Annotated in this window: 12 protein-coding genes; 9 read left to right on the forward strand and 3 right to left on the reverse strand. The window is 73.7% G+C overall.

From position 1 onward, the window contains the following. Nucleotides 1–49 precede the first annotated feature (49 nt). From EKH77_RS24050 to EKH77_RS24080, 7 genes are all read left to right on the forward strand, one after another. Entirely contained in the window at nucleotides 50–916 is an 867-nt protein-coding gene (locus EKH77_RS24050; protein ID WP_397611702.1) for a helix-turn-helix domain-containing protein, read from the forward strand. Between the two features lie 126 nt (nucleotides 917–1,042). Beyond that, nucleotides 1,043–2,533, forward strand: coding sequence for a 30S ribosomal protein S12 methylthiotransferase RimO (rimO, locus tag EKH77_RS24055; RefSeq protein WP_126916385.1), 1,491 nt, complete (start codon nucleotides 1,043–1,045; stop codon nucleotides 2,531–2,533). After that, a complete protein-coding gene (pgsA, locus tag EKH77_RS24060; RefSeq protein ID WP_126916386.1) occupies nucleotides 2,530–3,156 on the forward strand; it encodes a CDP-diacylglycerol--glycerol-3-phosphate 3-phosphatidyltransferase in 627 nt (208 codons plus the stop codon). The genes rimO and pgsA overlap by 4 nt, the downstream gene beginning before the upstream one ends. Continuing rightward, nucleotides 3,153–3,677, forward strand: coding sequence for a CinA family protein (locus EKH77_RS24065; RefSeq protein WP_126916387.1), 525 nt, complete (start codon nucleotides 3,153–3,155; stop codon nucleotides 3,675–3,677). Before pgsA ends, EKH77_RS24065 begins: the two co-directional genes overlap by 4 nt. Nucleotides 3,678–3,786: 109 nt before the next feature. Next, nucleotides 3,787–4,170 carry a helix-turn-helix domain-containing protein gene (locus EKH77_RS24070; RefSeq protein WP_086566431.1) on the forward strand — a complete coding sequence of 128 codons (384 nt, stop codon included), beginning with the start codon at nucleotides 3,787–3,789 and terminating at the stop codon, nucleotides 4,168–4,170. Nucleotides 4,171–4,373: 203 nt separating this feature from the next. Further along, nucleotides 4,374–4,844, forward strand: a complete 471-nt coding sequence (locus tag EKH77_RS24075; RefSeq protein ID WP_126916388.1) for a Dps family protein — start codon at nucleotides 4,374–4,376, stop codon at nucleotides 4,842–4,844. Between the two features lie 62 nt (nucleotides 4,845–4,906). Then, nucleotides 4,907–5,140 (forward strand): hypothetical protein, encoded by a 234-nt coding sequence (locus tag EKH77_RS24080; RefSeq protein WP_126916389.1) that lies wholly within the window; start codon nucleotides 4,907–4,909, stop codon nucleotides 5,138–5,140. A gap of 75 nt (nucleotides 5,141–5,215) precedes the next feature. Here the strand turns inward: EKH77_RS24080 and EKH77_RS24085 are convergent, their stop codons facing one another. The 3 genes from EKH77_RS24085 to EKH77_RS24095 form a co-directional block, all read right to left on the reverse strand. Further along, a complete protein-coding gene (locus EKH77_RS24085; protein ID WP_126916390.1) occupies nucleotides 5,216–6,019 on the reverse strand; it encodes a DNA-formamidopyrimidine glycosylase family protein in 804 nt (267 codons plus the stop codon). A 42-nt stretch (nucleotides 6,020–6,061) separates the two neighbouring features. Then, nucleotides 6,062–10,810: an ATP-dependent helicase gene (locus EKH77_RS24090; protein WP_206279911.1), complete on the reverse strand. Its 4,749-nt coding sequence runs from the start codon at nucleotides 10,808–10,810 to the stop codon at nucleotides 6,062–6,064. Nucleotides 10,811–10,943: 133 nt separating this feature from the next. Continuing rightward, on the reverse strand, nucleotides 10,944–11,864 hold the full coding sequence (locus tag EKH77_RS24095; protein ID WP_126916392.1) for a hypothetical protein: 921 nt from the start codon (nucleotides 11,862–11,864) through the stop codon (nucleotides 10,944–10,946). 80 nt (nucleotides 11,865–11,944) lie between these two features. Here EKH77_RS24095 and EKH77_RS24100 point away from each other — a divergent pair, with 80 nt between their 5' ends. Both EKH77_RS24100 and recA read left to right on the forward strand, forming a co-directional pair. Beyond that, the gene (locus EKH77_RS24100) at nucleotides 11,945–12,139 is read left to right on the forward strand and encodes a DUF3046 domain-containing protein (RefSeq protein ID WP_086566421.1); all 195 of its coding nucleotides are present in this window, start codon (nucleotides 11,945–11,947) and stop codon (nucleotides 12,137–12,139) included. Nucleotides 12,140–12,378: 239 nt separating this feature from the next. Beyond that, nucleotides 12,379–13,503 (forward strand): recombinase RecA, encoded by a 1,125-nt coding sequence (gene recA, locus EKH77_RS24105; RefSeq protein ID WP_126916393.1) that lies wholly within the window; start codon nucleotides 12,379–12,381, stop codon nucleotides 13,501–13,503. The last annotated feature ends 39 nt before the right edge of the window (nucleotides 13,504–13,542 follow it).

A 13,542-nucleotide genomic window follows, 5' to 3' on the forward strand; every position in this document is an offset into this window, starting at 1 on the left:
CCCTAGACTGAATCTCCAGCAGGTGGCTGCACGCTCGAAAGGCGCCCACGTGTCCATCGGCAACTCTTCAGAGGACGACCGGATCCCCGGCTCCGAGGAGGACCGGCAGGAGGACCGGCCCTCCGTCGGACGAATCCTTCAGCAAGCCCGTATCAGTGCCGGACTGACCGTGGACGAGGTCAGTTCCACCACCCGCGTACGCGTGCCGATCGTCCACGCGATCGAACAGGACGACTTCTCCCGCTGCGGCGGCCGGGTCTACGCCCGGGGGCACATCCGTACCCTGGCGCGCGCCGTCGGCCTGGACCCGGTGCCGCTCGTCACGCAGTACGACGCCGAGCACGGCGGGCGCCCCGCGCCGACCCCGGCGGCCCCGCTCTTCGACGCCGCGCGCATCCGGCCCGAACCCCGGCGGCCCAACTGGACCGCGGCGATGGTCGCCGCGATCGTCGCGGTCGTCGGCTTCGTGGGTTTCACGCTCTTCAACGGCGGGGCCAAGAGCGGCCCCGTCTCCGCCGACCCCGCCTCCGGCAAGCCGTCCACGGCGTCCAGCGCCAAGGCCGTCCCCGGCAAGGGCAAGACGGACCCCAAGGCCGAGCCCAAGTCCGGCCCCAAGGGGGAGGCCTCGGCCAGCGCCATCGCGGGCGTCCCCGGCAACAAGGTCACCGTCAAGCTCACCGCCGAGAACGGCCAGACCTGGATGTCCGCCAAGGACGGCGACGGCAAGCTTCTCGAGGAGGGCGTCCTCGCCCGGGGCGCGTCCAAGACCTTCACCGACAACAAGCGCATCGACCTGGTCCTGGGCAACGCCGGAGCCGTGCAACTGTTCGTGAACGGCAAAGAGGTCAAGAACCTGGGCTCCGACGGCCAGGTCCAGCGCCTGAGCTACACCCGGGGCGACCCTTCGGCGGGCTGACCTGCGGCGGAACCCGCCGGAGCGGCCGCCGCGACGGGCGCGAGGAGTCTGTGGGTGATCAGGCTCTCCGCGCCCGTCGGCCACTCGGCAGCGGATGCGGCGCCGGGACAAAGTAGGCTGAGCCCTATGCCCGAACGCCGTACCGTCGCTCTTGTCACACTTGGCTGCGCCCGTAACGAGGTGGACTCGGAGGAGCTGGCAGGCCGCTTGGCGGCGGATGGCTGGGACCTCGTCGAGGACGCCGCCGACGCCGATGTGGCCGTCGTCAACACCTGCGGCTTCGTCGACGCCGCGAAGAAGGATTCCGTCGACGCCCTCCTGGAGGCCAACGACCTCAAGGAGCACGGCCGCACCCAGGCCGTGGTGGCCGTCGGCTGCATGGCCGAGCGCTACGGCAAGGACCTCGCCGACGCGCTCCCCGAGGCCGACGGCGTGCTCGGCTTCGACGACTACGCCGACATCTCCGACCGGCTCCAGACCATCCTCTCCGGTGGCATCCACGCCGCCCACACCCCGCGCGACCGCCGCAAGCTGCTGCCGATCAGCCCCGCCGAGCGCCAGGAGGCCGGGGGCTCCGGAAACGTCGCCCTCCCCGGCCACGCGCAGGACACCCCTCCGGAGGACCTGCCCGAGGGCGTGGCCCCGGCCTCCGGGCCGCGCGCCCCGCTGCGCCGCAGGCTGGACAACAACCCCGTCGCCTCCGTGAAGCTCGCCTCCGGCTGCGACCGGCGCTGCTCCTTCTGCGCGATCCCCTCCTTCCGCGGCTCCTTCATCTCGCGCCGCCCCTCCGACGTGCTCGGCGAGGCGCGCTGGCTGGCCGAGCAGGGCGTGAAGGAGATCATGCTGGTCTCCGAGAACAACACCTCCTACGGCAAGGATCTCGGCGACATCCGGCTGCTGGAGACGCTGCTGCCGGAGCTGGCGGCGCTGGACGGCCTGGAGCGGATCCGGGTCAGCTACCTCCAGCCGGCCGAGATGCGGCCCGGCCTGATCGACGTGCTGACCTCGACGGAAAAGGTCGCCCCCTACTTCGACCTCTCCTTCCAGCACTCGGCCCCGAAGGTGCTGCGGGCCATGCGCCGCTTCGGCGACACCGACCGCTTCCTGGAACTGCTCGACACCATCCGCGGCAAGGCGCCGCAGGCGGGCGCCCGCTCCAACTTCATCGTCGGCTTCCCCGGGGAGACCGAGGAGGACGTGGCCGAGCTGGAGCGCTTCCTGGTGGGGGCCCGACTGGACGCCATCGGCGTCTTCGGGTACTCCGACGAGGACGGCACCGAGGCCGCCACATACGAGAACAAGCTCGACCCCGAGATCGTCGCCGAGCGGCTGGCGCGGGTCTCCCGGCTGGCCGAGGAGCTGACCGCGCAGCGCGCGGAGGAGCGCATCGGTGAGACGATCGAAGTACTCGTCGACCGCGTGGACGACGAGGACGGAGTGATCGGCCGGGCGGCCCACCAGGCGCCGGAGACCGACGGCCAGGTGCTGCTCGGCACGGACCACCGGCTGGAGCCCGGCCGGATGGTCACGGCGAAGGTCGTGGCGAGCGAGGGCGTGGACCTCGTCGCCGAACCGCTCGGGATCGAGGGCGGGTGTACCGAGGAGGCGGGCAGATGAGCGGACTCCCGGCCTCCGCCACAGGAGGTCCGGCCCCGGCGAAGGGTGTCCGGCCCGCCGGGTTGTGGAACATCGCCAACATCCTCACCATGGTGCGGCTGCTCCTGGTGCCCGGATTCGTCTTGCTGATGATGCACAACGGCGGCTATGACGAGGCCTGGCGCTCCTTCGCCTGGGCGGCGTTCGCGATCGCCATGATCACCGATCTCTTCGACGGTCATCTCGCGCGGACGTACAACCTGGTCACCGACTTCGGCAAGATCGCCGATCCCATCGCCGACAAGGCGATCATGGGCGCCGCGCTGATCTGTCTCTCCGCCCTGGACGACCTGCCCTGGTGGGTGACGGGCGTGATCCTCTTCCGCGAGATCGGCATCACGCTGATGCGGTTCTGGGTCATCCGGCTCGGGGTCATCCCGGCCAGCCGGGGCGGGAAGATGAAGACGCTCGCGCAGGGCGTGGGCGTGGGCATGTACATCCTGCCGCTGGTCGGCCCGCTGGCGACCTTGCGCTTCTGGGTGATGGCGGTCGCGGTGGTGTTGACCGTCTCCACCGGCCTCGAGTACATCGGCCAGGCGTTCCGGCTGCGGCGGGCCGCGCGTCGGCGGGAGTCCGCGGGATGAGCGGCCAGGGGGGCGGGCCGGCCGCGGCGGCGCTCGCGGCGCTGGAGGCACGTGGCCACAGCCTGGCCGTCGCCGAGTCGCTCACGGGCGGGCTGGTCGCCGCGGAGCTGACCGCCGTGCCGGGCGCCTCCCGCACGGTACGGGGCTCGGTCACGGCCTACGCCACCGACGTCAAGCGCGACGTCCTGGGCGTGGACGGGCCGTTGCTCGCGGAGCGCGGCGCCGTCGACGCGGACGTGGCACGGCAGATGGCGCACGGCGTACGGGCCGTGCTGGGCGCGGACTGGGGGCTCGCCACCACGGGGGTGGCCGGGCCCGAGCCGCAGGACGGCAAGGCCGTCGGCACGGTCTTCGTGGCCGTCGAGGGACCGGACGGCACCGCCGCCGTACGGGAGCTGTCCCTGGACGGCGACCGGGCGGGCATCCGGGCCGAAAGCGTACGAGCGGTCCTCGCGCTGCTCGTTCGCGAACTGGCGGGGAACGCGGGGGCAAAGGATACGGAACACAACGGGGGGAATTGATGTTTGCAGCCCTGAGTGAACACGACATAGCTCCCCGCACGGCCGCACCCCGAGGCGGTACGGTGGGGCGTGAAGGAACCGGATTCGCGGTCCAAGGAGGGAGCCACCGATGATTCTGCTCCGTCGCCTACTGGGTGACGTGCTGCGTCGGCAGCGCCAACGCCAGGGCCGCACTCTGCGCGAGGTCTCCTCGTCCGCCCGGGTCTCGCTCGGATATCTCTCCGAGGTCGAGCGCGGGCAGAAAGAGGCGTCCTCCGAGCTTCTCTCCGCAATCTGCGACGCTCTGGACGTTCGGATGTCAGAGGTCATGCGCGAGGTGAGCGACGAACTGTCGCTGGCCGAGCTGGCGCAGTCGGCGGCGGCGAGCGAGCCGGTACCCGCGCCGATGCGGCCGATGTTCAATTCGGTGTCCGTGACGTCCGTGACGGGCGTTCCGGGGGAGCGCGTGACCATCAAGGCCCCGGCGGAAGCCGTGGACGTGGTCGCCGCCTGACCCGGCCTGAGACGGTCCGGAGGACAACCGTTTCCCAGAAAGATCCCGGTCGGATGATCTGACCGGGATCTCCGCGTTCTGCGGGCTTCCCCGGCCCCTGGTGCAATGGTGAGGAGAGCGGAGGAACCGGAGCGATCCGGTCACTCTCCGCACCCTTCCCTGGAGCAGTCTGTGCAGCACCCTGTGGAGCAGGAGGAACGCGGATGTCTGTGGTGAAGAGCCCGCTGTCCGAACCGGACCGCAAGACCGTCGGAGACGCCCTCCAGGGCGCGCTCGTGGACCTCGTCGACCTCTCCCTCGTCGCCAAGCAGGTCCACTGGAACGTGATCGGCCCGCGCTTCCGCTCCATCCACCTCCAGCTCGACGAGGTCGTGGCCAGCGCCCGTATCCACGCGGACACGGTCGCCGAACGGGCCTCTGCGCTCGGCGTCTCCCCGGACGGCCGGGCCGAGACCGTGGCCAAGACCAGCGGCATCGGCACGATCGGCAGCGGCTGGACCAAGGACACCGATGCCGTACGGACCCTCGTCGAGGCGCTCGGCGCCGTGATCACGCGGATGCGGGAGCGCGTCCAGGCGACGGCCGACCCGGACCCCGTCACCCAGGACCTCCTCATCGGCCTGACGGGCGACCTCGAGAAGCACCACTGGATGTTCCAGGCCGAGAACGCCTGAAGCTCGCCATGGTCCGGGGTGACGAGCCCGGGCGCCCACCGCCCCTGGGACCGCTCGGCTGGGTGGTGGGAAGCCTCCTGACCGGGGTGTGGTGCTGGGCCGTCCTCCGGCTGCTGCTCCACCCGGGCCGGGCCGGATTCGTGGAGGGGCTGGTCGCGGCCGGGGGATGGGGGCTGAGCCTGCTGCCGGTGCACTGCACGCCCCGGGCCCGGGCGGACAGCGGGGATGCGGGGGAAGCCGGTGGGGCCGTGCTGCGGGCGCTGCGGCGGTGGTGGCGCGGAGGGGCACGGCACTGAGCCGCTGCCCTTTGCTGTGGGGTCGCGCCAGCGCCGTCGGTTCACCCGTCCGGATGAGTGGGCGGGGACTGGGGATCAGCCGACGGGTGGAGGCGGGCCTGTCTGGCAGTGGGGGCACCAGTAGGTCGTCCGCTCCCGGCCCTCCGGCCCCTGGCCGGCCGTGAGGACGGGAGTGCCGCAGCGCCGGCACGGCCGGTCGGCCCGTCCGTAGACCCACAGGGCGCGGTCCGGGCGGGCGTCGCCCGTGGTGATCCGCGAGAGGCGGGACTTGTTGGCCTCCAGCAGCTTCTTCGCCAGGGCCACCAGCCGCTCGGGGTCGGGCACGGACGCCATGGGCAGCCACGGGGTGATCCGCAGCAGGAAGCACAGCTCGGACTTGTAGACGTTGCCGACGCCCGCCAGATTGCGCTGGTCGAGGAGGGCCTCGCCCACCGTGCGCCCGGGGTCCGAGAGCAGCCGGCGGACGGCTTCGTCGGCGTCCCAGTCGGGGCCGAGGAGATCGGGACCCAGGTGGCCGACGAGCGTGGACTCGTCGGTGGTGCGCACCAGGTCCAGCACGGGGAGGCGATAGCCGACAGCCGTGCGGTCGGCGGTGGCGAGGACGGCCCGGATCTGGTGCTGCGGGCCGCCGCGCGGGCGCTCACCTGTGGCGTGGACGCGCCAGGAGCCGTCCATGCCGAGGTGGGAGTGGAGGGTGAGGCCGCCGCCGACGCGGGTGAGCAGGTGCTTGCCGCGCGGGACGACCTCGAGGACCTCGCGACCGGTGAGATCGGTGGTGGCGAGCCGGGGCACGCGCAGGTCGCTGCGGATCAGCGCCTCGCCCGCGAGGGCCCCGTGCAGGGCCCGCGCGGTGCGCCAGACGGTGTCTCCTTCGGGCATGGGGCGCCTCCTTCGGGGCTACGGCCCATGATGCGACGTGGGTCAGGGCGCGCGCAGGCGCAGCCCGCGCGGTGTGGCGTGGAAGCCCGCCGCCTCCAGCACGGCCCCCAGCGGGGAGGACAGGGCCGGGGTGCCGTTGACGCGCTCGACGGTGACCGTGCCCAGCGCGCCGGCGTGCGCCGCCTCGGCGAGGGCCGCGGCCGCCTCGCGCACGGCGGGGTCGTCGGCGGTCTCCGCGCCGGGCTCCCGGGGCCAGGCCAGGACGGTCTTCCCGCCGCGCTCGACGTAGAGCGTCAGTGCGCCGTCGACGAGGACGACCAGGGCGCCGGCCTTGCGGCCGGGCTTGTGGGTCGCGTCGGCGGGCGGATCGGGCCAGGGCAGCGCGGCGCCGTAGGCGTTCGCGGGATCGGCGGCGGCGAGGACGACCGCCCGGCGCCGGCCGTCCCGGGCATCCGCCGGGCGGTCGTCCCAGGGGGCGGCGCCCGCCGCCGCGCCGGAGCGCTCCCGGGCCGTACTGGCGGCGCGCAGCCGGTCGACCGCGCCGTCCATGGCGAACTGTGCCGCGCCCAGGCCCTCGACGACATAGCCGCGGCGGGCCTGGCCGGTCTCCTCGAAGGCCGACAGCACCCGGTAGGCCGCGGCGAAACCGCCCTCCACCCCTTCGGCGGCGACGGCTCCTCGGGTGACCACGCCGTGCCGGTCGAGCAGGGTGCGGGCCAGGGCGTGGGCCCGGTGGGTGACGTCGGGCTCGCGCTCGGGCAGCAGCGCCCAGCGGCCCGCGACCGTAGGAGGACCGCCGCGCGAGGCGGTGGGCCGGAGCCCCGGGCCCGTCCGGGCGAGAACGGAACCGTAACGGCCGCGCGGGACGGCCCGTTTGGCGCGGTGGGCGGTGGAGCCGGCCGTGCGGCCGGAGCCGAGCAGCGAGCGCAGCGGCGCGAGCGTGTCATTGGTCAGCCTGCCGGACCAGGCGAGATCCCAGACGGCCTCGGCGATGCGGGCGTCGGTGCCGTCGGTGCCGTCCGCCGCCGCGCTCGTGGCGCGCACCTGCTCGGCGATCTGCCGGAAGAACAGGCCGTAGCCACCGGCGAGGGCGTCCAGCACGGCCTGGTGGAGGGGGGAGAGCTCCAGCGGGTGCGGGGCCGGGAGGAGCAGGGGGGCCGCGTCGGCGAGCAGCAGCGAGACCCAGCCGTCCTTGCCGGGCAGGGCGCCCGCGCCGGCCCAGACGATCTCGCCCGCCGCCGTGAGCTCGTCGAGCATGGCGGGGGTGTAGCCCGTCACCCGGGAGGGCAGGACGAGCTTCTCCAGCGCCGACGCGGGCACCGGGGCGCCCTGCAACTGCTCGACGGCGCGCAGCAGTCCGTCGACGCCGCGCAGGCTGTGGGAGCCGACGTGCTGCCAGGTGGGCAGGAACGCGGCGAGGGTGGCGGGCGGCACGGGCTCCAGTTCGTGCCGCAGCGCCGCCAGGGAGCGGCGCCGCAGCCGGCGCAGCACGGCCGCGTCGCACCACTCCTGGCCCAGGCCGGCGGGGTGGAACTCGCCCTGCACGAGCCGGCCGGCCGCCGCCAGCCGGTGCAGCGCGCCGTCGGTCACCGCGACGCCGAGGCCGAACCGGGCCGCGGCCTCCGCCGAGGTGAACGGGCCGTGGGTGCGGGCGTAGCGGGCGAGGAGATCGCCCAGCGGGTCCTTGACGGGCTCGGTGAAGGCCTCGGGGACGCCGACGGGCAGGGCCGTGCCCAGCGCGTCCCGCAGCCGCCCGGCGTCCTCGACGGCGGCCCAGTGGTCCTCGCCGGCGATCCGGACGCGCAGGGCGCGGCGGGCGTCGGACAGCGCCCGGGCCCACTCCGGCCCGGCGCCGCGCGCGGCCAGCTCGGCGTCGGTGAGGGGGCCCAGCAGCCGCAGCAGGTCGGCGACGCCTTCGGCGTCCTTGGCGCGGCGGTCCTCGGTCAGCCATTGGAGCTCGCGCTCCAGCTCGGTCAGCACGTCGGCGTCGAGCAGCTCGCGGAGCTCGGCCTGGCCCAGCAGCTCGGCCAGCAGCCGGGAGTCGAGGGACAGGGCGGCGGCGCGCCGTTCCGCCAGCGGGGAGTCGCCCTCGTAGAGGAACTGGGCGACGTAGCCGAAGAGCAGCGAGCGGGCGAACGGGGACGGCTCGGGGGTGGTGACCTCGACCAGACGGACCCGGCGCGCCTCGATGTCGCCCATCAGCTCGGTCAGGCCGGGGACGTCGAAGACGTCCTGGAGGCATTCGCGGACGGCCTCCAGGACGATGGGGAACGAGCCGAACTCGCTCGCCACCTGCAGCAGCTGGGAGGCGCGCTGGCGCTGCTGCCACAGCGGCGTGCGCTTGCCCGGATCGCGGCGCGGCAGCAGCAGGGCGCGGGCGGCGCACTCGCGGAAGCGGGAGGCGAACAGGGCCGAGCCGCCCACCTGGTCGGTGACGATCCCCTCGACCTCGCCCTTGTCGAACAGGACGTCGGCGGCGCCGAGGGGGGACTGCTCGGCGTCGTACGCGCCGTCCTGCCGGGCCGGGTCGGTGTCGAGGAGGTCCAGGCCGAGCAGGTCGGCGTCGGGCAGCCGCAGGACGATGCCGTCGTCGGCGTGCATCACCTGGGTGTCCATGCCGTACCGCTCGGCGAGCCGGGCGCCCAGGGCCAGCGCCCAGGGGGCGTGGACCTGGGCGCCGAAGGGGGAGTGGACGACCACCCGCCAGTCGCCCAGCTCGTCGCGGAACCGTTCGACGACGACGGTGCGGTCGTCGGGCACGTGCCCGCAGGCGCGGCGCTGCTCGTCAAGGTAGGACAGGACGTTGCCGGCGGCCCAGTCGTCGAGGCCGGCGGCGGTGAGCCGGTCGCGGGCGGCGTCGGGCGCGAGCCCGCCGATCTCGCGGAGGAACGCGCCGAGCGCGCGCCCCAGTTCGAGCGGGCGGCCCAGCTGGTCGCCCTTCCAGAACGGCAGCCTGCCGGGGGTGCCGGGGGCGGGGGTGACGAGGACGCGGTCGCGGGTGATGTCCTCGATCCGCCAGGACGTCGTGCCCAGGGTGAACACATCGCCGACGCGGGACTCGTAGACCATCTCCTCGTCGAGCTCCCCGACCCGGCCGCCGCCCTTCTTGGGGTCCGCGCCGGCCAGGAAGACGCCGAAGAGGCCCCGGTCGGGGATGGTGCCGCCGGAGGTGACGGCGAGCCGCTGCGCGCCGGGGCGCCCCGTGACCGTACCGGCCACGCGGTCCCAGACCAGGCGCGGGCGCAACTCCGCGAAGGCGTCGGACGGATAGCGCCCGGCGAGCATGTCGAGAACGCCGGAGTAGGCCGACTCGGGCAGCGCCGCGAAGGGCGCGGCCCGGCGCACCAGGGCCAGCAGCTCCTCGACGTCCCAGGTGTCCATGGCCGCCATGGCGACGATCTGCTGGGCGAGGACGTCCAGCGGATTGGCCGGGACGCGCAAGCGTTCGATGGCGCCGCGTCGCATGCGCTCGGTCACCACGGCCGCCTGCACCAGGTCGCCCCGGTACTTGGGGAAGACGACGCCGGTGGAGACCGCGCCGACCTGGTGGCCCGCGCGGCCCACCCGCTGGAGCCCGGAGGCCACCGACGGCGGGGACTCGACCTGCACGACGAGGTCCACGGCGCCCATGTCGATGCCCAGCTCCAGGCTGGAGGTGGCGACGACGGCGGGCAGCCGGCCCGCCTTGAGGTCCTCCTCGACCAGCGCGCGCTGCTCCTTGGAGACCGAGCCGTGGTGGGCGCGGGCGAGGACGGGCGGCGCGCCCTTCGCGGGGCCGGACCCGCCCATCAGCTCGGCGGGGGAGTGGTGCTCGGGCAGCGGGGCGCCGGTGGCCCGTTCGTGGGCGATCTCGTTGAGCCGGTTGCACAGGCGCTCGGCGAGGCGGCGGGAGTTGGCGAAGACGATCGTGGAGCGGTGGGCCTGGACGAGATCGGCGATGCGCTCCTCGACATGCGGCCAGATCGACGGCCGCTCCTTGCCGTCGCCGCCCTCCTGCACGGGCGAGCCGCCGAGCTCGCCGAGATCCTCGACGGGCACGACCACCGACAGGTCGAACTCCTTGCCGGACGGCGGCTGGACGATCTCCACCTTGCGCCGGGGCGAGAGGAAGCGGGCCACCTCGTCCACCGGGCGCACGGTCGCGGACAGGCCGATGCGCCGGGCGGGGCGCTCCAGCAGGACGTCGAGGCGCTCCAGGGTCAGTGCCAGATGCGCGCCCCGCTTCGTCCCGGCGACGGCGTGGACCTCGTCGAGGATGACCGTCTCCACGCCCGTCAGCGCCTCCCGCGCGGCGGAGGTGAGCATCAGGAACAGCGACTCGGGTGTGGTGATCAGAATGTCCGGCGGCCGGCTGACCAGGGCGCGGCGCTCGGCCGCCGGGGTGTCGCCGGAGCGGATGCCGACGCGGATCTCCGGCTCGGGCAGCCCCAGCCGGGCGGCCTCCTGACGGATGCCGGTCAGCGGGCTGCGCAGGTTCCGCTCGACGTCCACGGCGAGGGCCTTGAGCGGGGAGACGTACAGCACCCGGCAGCGCTTGCGGCGCTCCGCGGGCGGCGGGCTGCTCGCCAGCCGGTCGAGGGAGGCGAGGAAGGCGGCCAGCGTCTTGCCGGAGCCGGTGGGCGCGACGACCAGGACGTCCGAGCCCTCGCCGATGGCCCGCCAGGCACCGGCCTGGGCGGCCGTGGGCGCGGAGAACGCCCCCGTGAACCACGAGCGGGTCGCGGGGGAGAACGCGTCGAGGGCCGAGGCCGGATCCGGCCCCGGGGGTGGGGCCGCCTTGTCGTTCGCCATGCCCCCCATCGTGCACCGCACCACTGACAATGCCCCGGAAGCGCAGGTCAGCGGCGGTTTCGGGGGTGGTTTCGTGGGTGGTTTCGGGGCCGAGGCCGGGGCCCGGTCGGCGGGGCCGGGGCGGGCCGCGGGGCTAGACGGGGCGGCCGTACGCGCGCAGGGTCAGCAGGGCGTCGAGGGTCACCATGGGCCGGCACTCGAGGACCGTGCCCGGGGCCCAGGCCCGCCAGCGGACCGGCCAGCCGCCGTCCTCCTGCTGGGCCGCGGCGAGGAAGTCCAGCGACCGCGCCATCTCGGTGTCGGAGAACCAGGCGCGGGCCAGCGATCCGGGCGTGCGCGCGAAGTCGTGGGGGAAGTGGTACTCGCCGGGCGCGTAGCCCTCCGGCAGGGGGTGGTCGGCCGCCCGGTCCGGGTCCAGCACGGCCAGCCGCTGTTCCCGCACCGCCCGCCCGAGCCGGTCGGCCGCGGCCCGGGCCCGGGCGCGGTCGGGCGCCCCGTCGAGGAAGGCGACCGCCGCCTCGACCTCGTACGGGTGGGTGCGCGCCCCCCGGCCGAGGGCGTCGACGGCGGCCCAGCAGAAGTCGGTGGCCCGGAACAGCCAGGCGTGCCACACCGCGTTGCGGTGCAGCAGGCCGACCACGGGCCCGGTGGCGAGCAGATCGCTGGGCGGATCGTCCACCAGCGGCATCCAGGGGGCCGCCGGATACCCGCGCAGCGAGGGGTGGAGGGCGGGCAGCGCCCCGTCGGGGGTGGAGACCGCCGTCAGATAGCGGCACACGGGCTCCACCCGCCGGTCGCGGCAGCGCCCGATCTCGTCGAGCACACGCAGGGCGTGCGCGGTGTGCAGCGGCTGGCTCACGGGGCCGCGCAGATCCGGCTCCAGGGCGTGGCCGAAACCCCCGTCGTCGCCCGCGTACGCGTCGAGGGCGGCCTCGACGGCGGCGGCCTGCCCACCCAGGAAGTGGAAGGCGAATCTCCGCTGCTCCAGGACGCGGGCGGTCAGCCAGATGAAGCGCTCGGCGCGGGCGGTGGCGGATGCTCCGGACGGTGCCATGGACAAGACCGTAGGGCGCGGAGCGCCGCCGGTCAGCGGCTCATGGTCGGCTGCACTCTCAGGGGCGGGATACTGGGCGCATGCGGTTGACGGTCTTCTGGCAGCGAATGGCTGACTATTTCGGCGCGGCGTACGCCGACTCCTTCGCTCGCGATCATGTGATGTCCGAGCTCGGCGGGAGGACCGTGCACCAGGCGCTGGACGCCGGCTGGAACGCCAAGGACGTCTGGCGCGCGGTGTGCCGGGCGCTGGAGATCCCCGAGGACCGCCGCTGACCGGGTACGTACGCCGAGCGCTGCGAGGCCGCGGAGGCTTTCGGAGGCTCTGATTCCGGGGTTTCCGGCGCGCGGAGCGGCGCGCTTGACACCAAAATCGAACATACATTCTCATGGGTGTCCCGGGCTGCTGGACGCGAGTTATCCACAGGCCGGAGCGACGCCCGGGCGCATTGTCAGTGGCAGGCGTTAGCGTCGTGGACGTGAAGCGATCGACTCAAGCGAACCGGGTGGAACCCATGGCAGGAACCGACCGCGAGAAGGCGCTCGACGCCGCGCTCGCGCAGATTGAACGGCAATTCGGCAAGGGCGCGGTCATGCGCCTGGGCGAGCGGCCGAATGAGCCCATCGAGGTCATCTCCACCGGGTCGACCGCTCTCGACGTCGCCCTCGGTGTCGGCGGCCTGCCGCGCGGCCGCGTGGTGGAGATCTACGGACCGGAGTCCTCCGGTAAGACGACCCTGACGCTGCACGCCGTGGCCAACGCCCAGCGGGCCGGCGGCACCGTCGCCTTCGTCGACGCCGAGCACGCCCTCGACCCCGAGTACGCCAGAAAGCTCGGCGTCGACATCGACAACCTGATCCTGTCCCAGCCGGACAACGGCGAGCAGGCTCTCGAGATCGTCGACATGCTGGTGCGCTCCGGCGCGCTCGACCTGATCGTCATCGACTCCGTGGCCGCCCTGGTGCCGCGCGCGGAGATCGAGGGCGAGATGGGCGACTCGCACGTGGGTCTCCAGGCCCGTCTGATGAGCCAGGCGCTGCGGAAGATCACCAGCGCGCTCAACCAGTCCAAGACCACCGCGATCTTCATCAACCAGCTCCGCGAGAAGATCGGCGTGATGTTCGGTTCCCCGGAGACCACGACCGGTGGCCGGGCCCTGAAGTTCTACGCCTCGGTGCGCATCGACATCCGCCGCATCGAGACGCTGAAGGACGGCACGGAGGCGGTCGGCAACCGCACCCGCTGCAAGGTCGTCAAGAACAAGGTCGCGCCGCCCTTCAAGCAGGCCGAGTTCGACATCCTCTACGGCCAGGGCATCAGCCGCGAGGGCGGCCTGATCGACATGGGTGTGGAGCACGGCTTCATCCGCAAGGCCGGTGCCTGGTACACCTACGAGGGCGACCAGCTCGGCCAGGGCAAGGAGAACGCCCGCAACTTCCTCAAGGACAACCCCGACCTCGCCAACGAGATCGAGAAGAAGATCAAGGACAAGCTGGGCGTGGGCGTCCGGCCCGGCGCCCAGGCGGAGGAGCCCGCCGCCGACGCCGCGGGTGCCGCCGCGGGCGAGCCGGCCAAGTCGGTGCCGGCGCCGGCCGGCAAGTCCACCGGTAAGGCGGCGAAGGCCGCGGCCAAGAGCTAAGCCGCGTCGTGTCTGATGCACAGCCGTGGCACGGCGACG

This window comes from Streptomyces luteoverticillatus (assembly GCF_003970715.1).
Lineage (GTDB): Bacteria > Actinomycetota > Actinomycetes > Streptomycetales > Streptomycetaceae > Streptomyces > Streptomyces abikoensis.

What these genes read in the sequence shown, in the direction of transcription:
- rimO (WP_126916385.1), top strand. Translation starts at nt 1,043, where the DNA reads ATGCCCGAACGCCGTACCGTCGCTCTTGTCACACTTGGCTGCGCCCGT.
- pgsA (WP_126916386.1), top strand. Translation starts at nt 2,530, where the DNA reads ATGAGCGGACTCCCGGCCTCCGCCACAGGAGGTCCGGCCCCGGCGAAG.
- EKH77_RS24065 (WP_126916387.1), top strand. Translation starts at nt 3,153, where the DNA reads ATGAGCGGCCAGGGGGGCGGGCCGGCCGCGGCGGCGCTCGCGGCGCTG.
- EKH77_RS24070 (WP_086566431.1), top strand. Translation starts at nt 3,787, where the DNA reads ATGATTCTGCTCCGTCGCCTACTGGGTGACGTGCTGCGTCGGCAGCGC.
- EKH77_RS24075 (WP_126916388.1), top strand. Translation starts at nt 4,374, where the DNA reads ATGTCTGTGGTGAAGAGCCCGCTGTCCGAACCGGACCGCAAGACCGTC.
- EKH77_RS24085 (WP_126916390.1), bottom strand. Translation starts at nt 6,019, where the DNA reads ATGCCCGAAGGAGACACCGTCTGGCGCACCGCGCGGGCCCTGCACGGG.
- EKH77_RS24090 (WP_206279911.1), bottom strand. Translation starts at nt 10,810, where the DNA reads ATGGCGAACGACAAGGCGGCCCCACCCCCGGGGCCGGATCCGGCCTCG.
- EKH77_RS24095 (WP_126916392.1), bottom strand. Translation starts at nt 11,864, where the DNA reads ATGGCACCGTCCGGAGCATCCGCCACCGCCCGCGCCGAGCGCTTCATC.
- EKH77_RS24100 (WP_086566421.1), top strand. Translation starts at nt 11,945, where the DNA reads ATGCGGTTGACGGTCTTCTGGCAGCGAATGGCTGACTATTTCGGCGCG.
- recA (WP_126916393.1), top strand. Translation starts at nt 12,379, where the DNA reads ATGGCAGGAACCGACCGCGAGAAGGCGCTCGACGCCGCGCTCGCGCAG.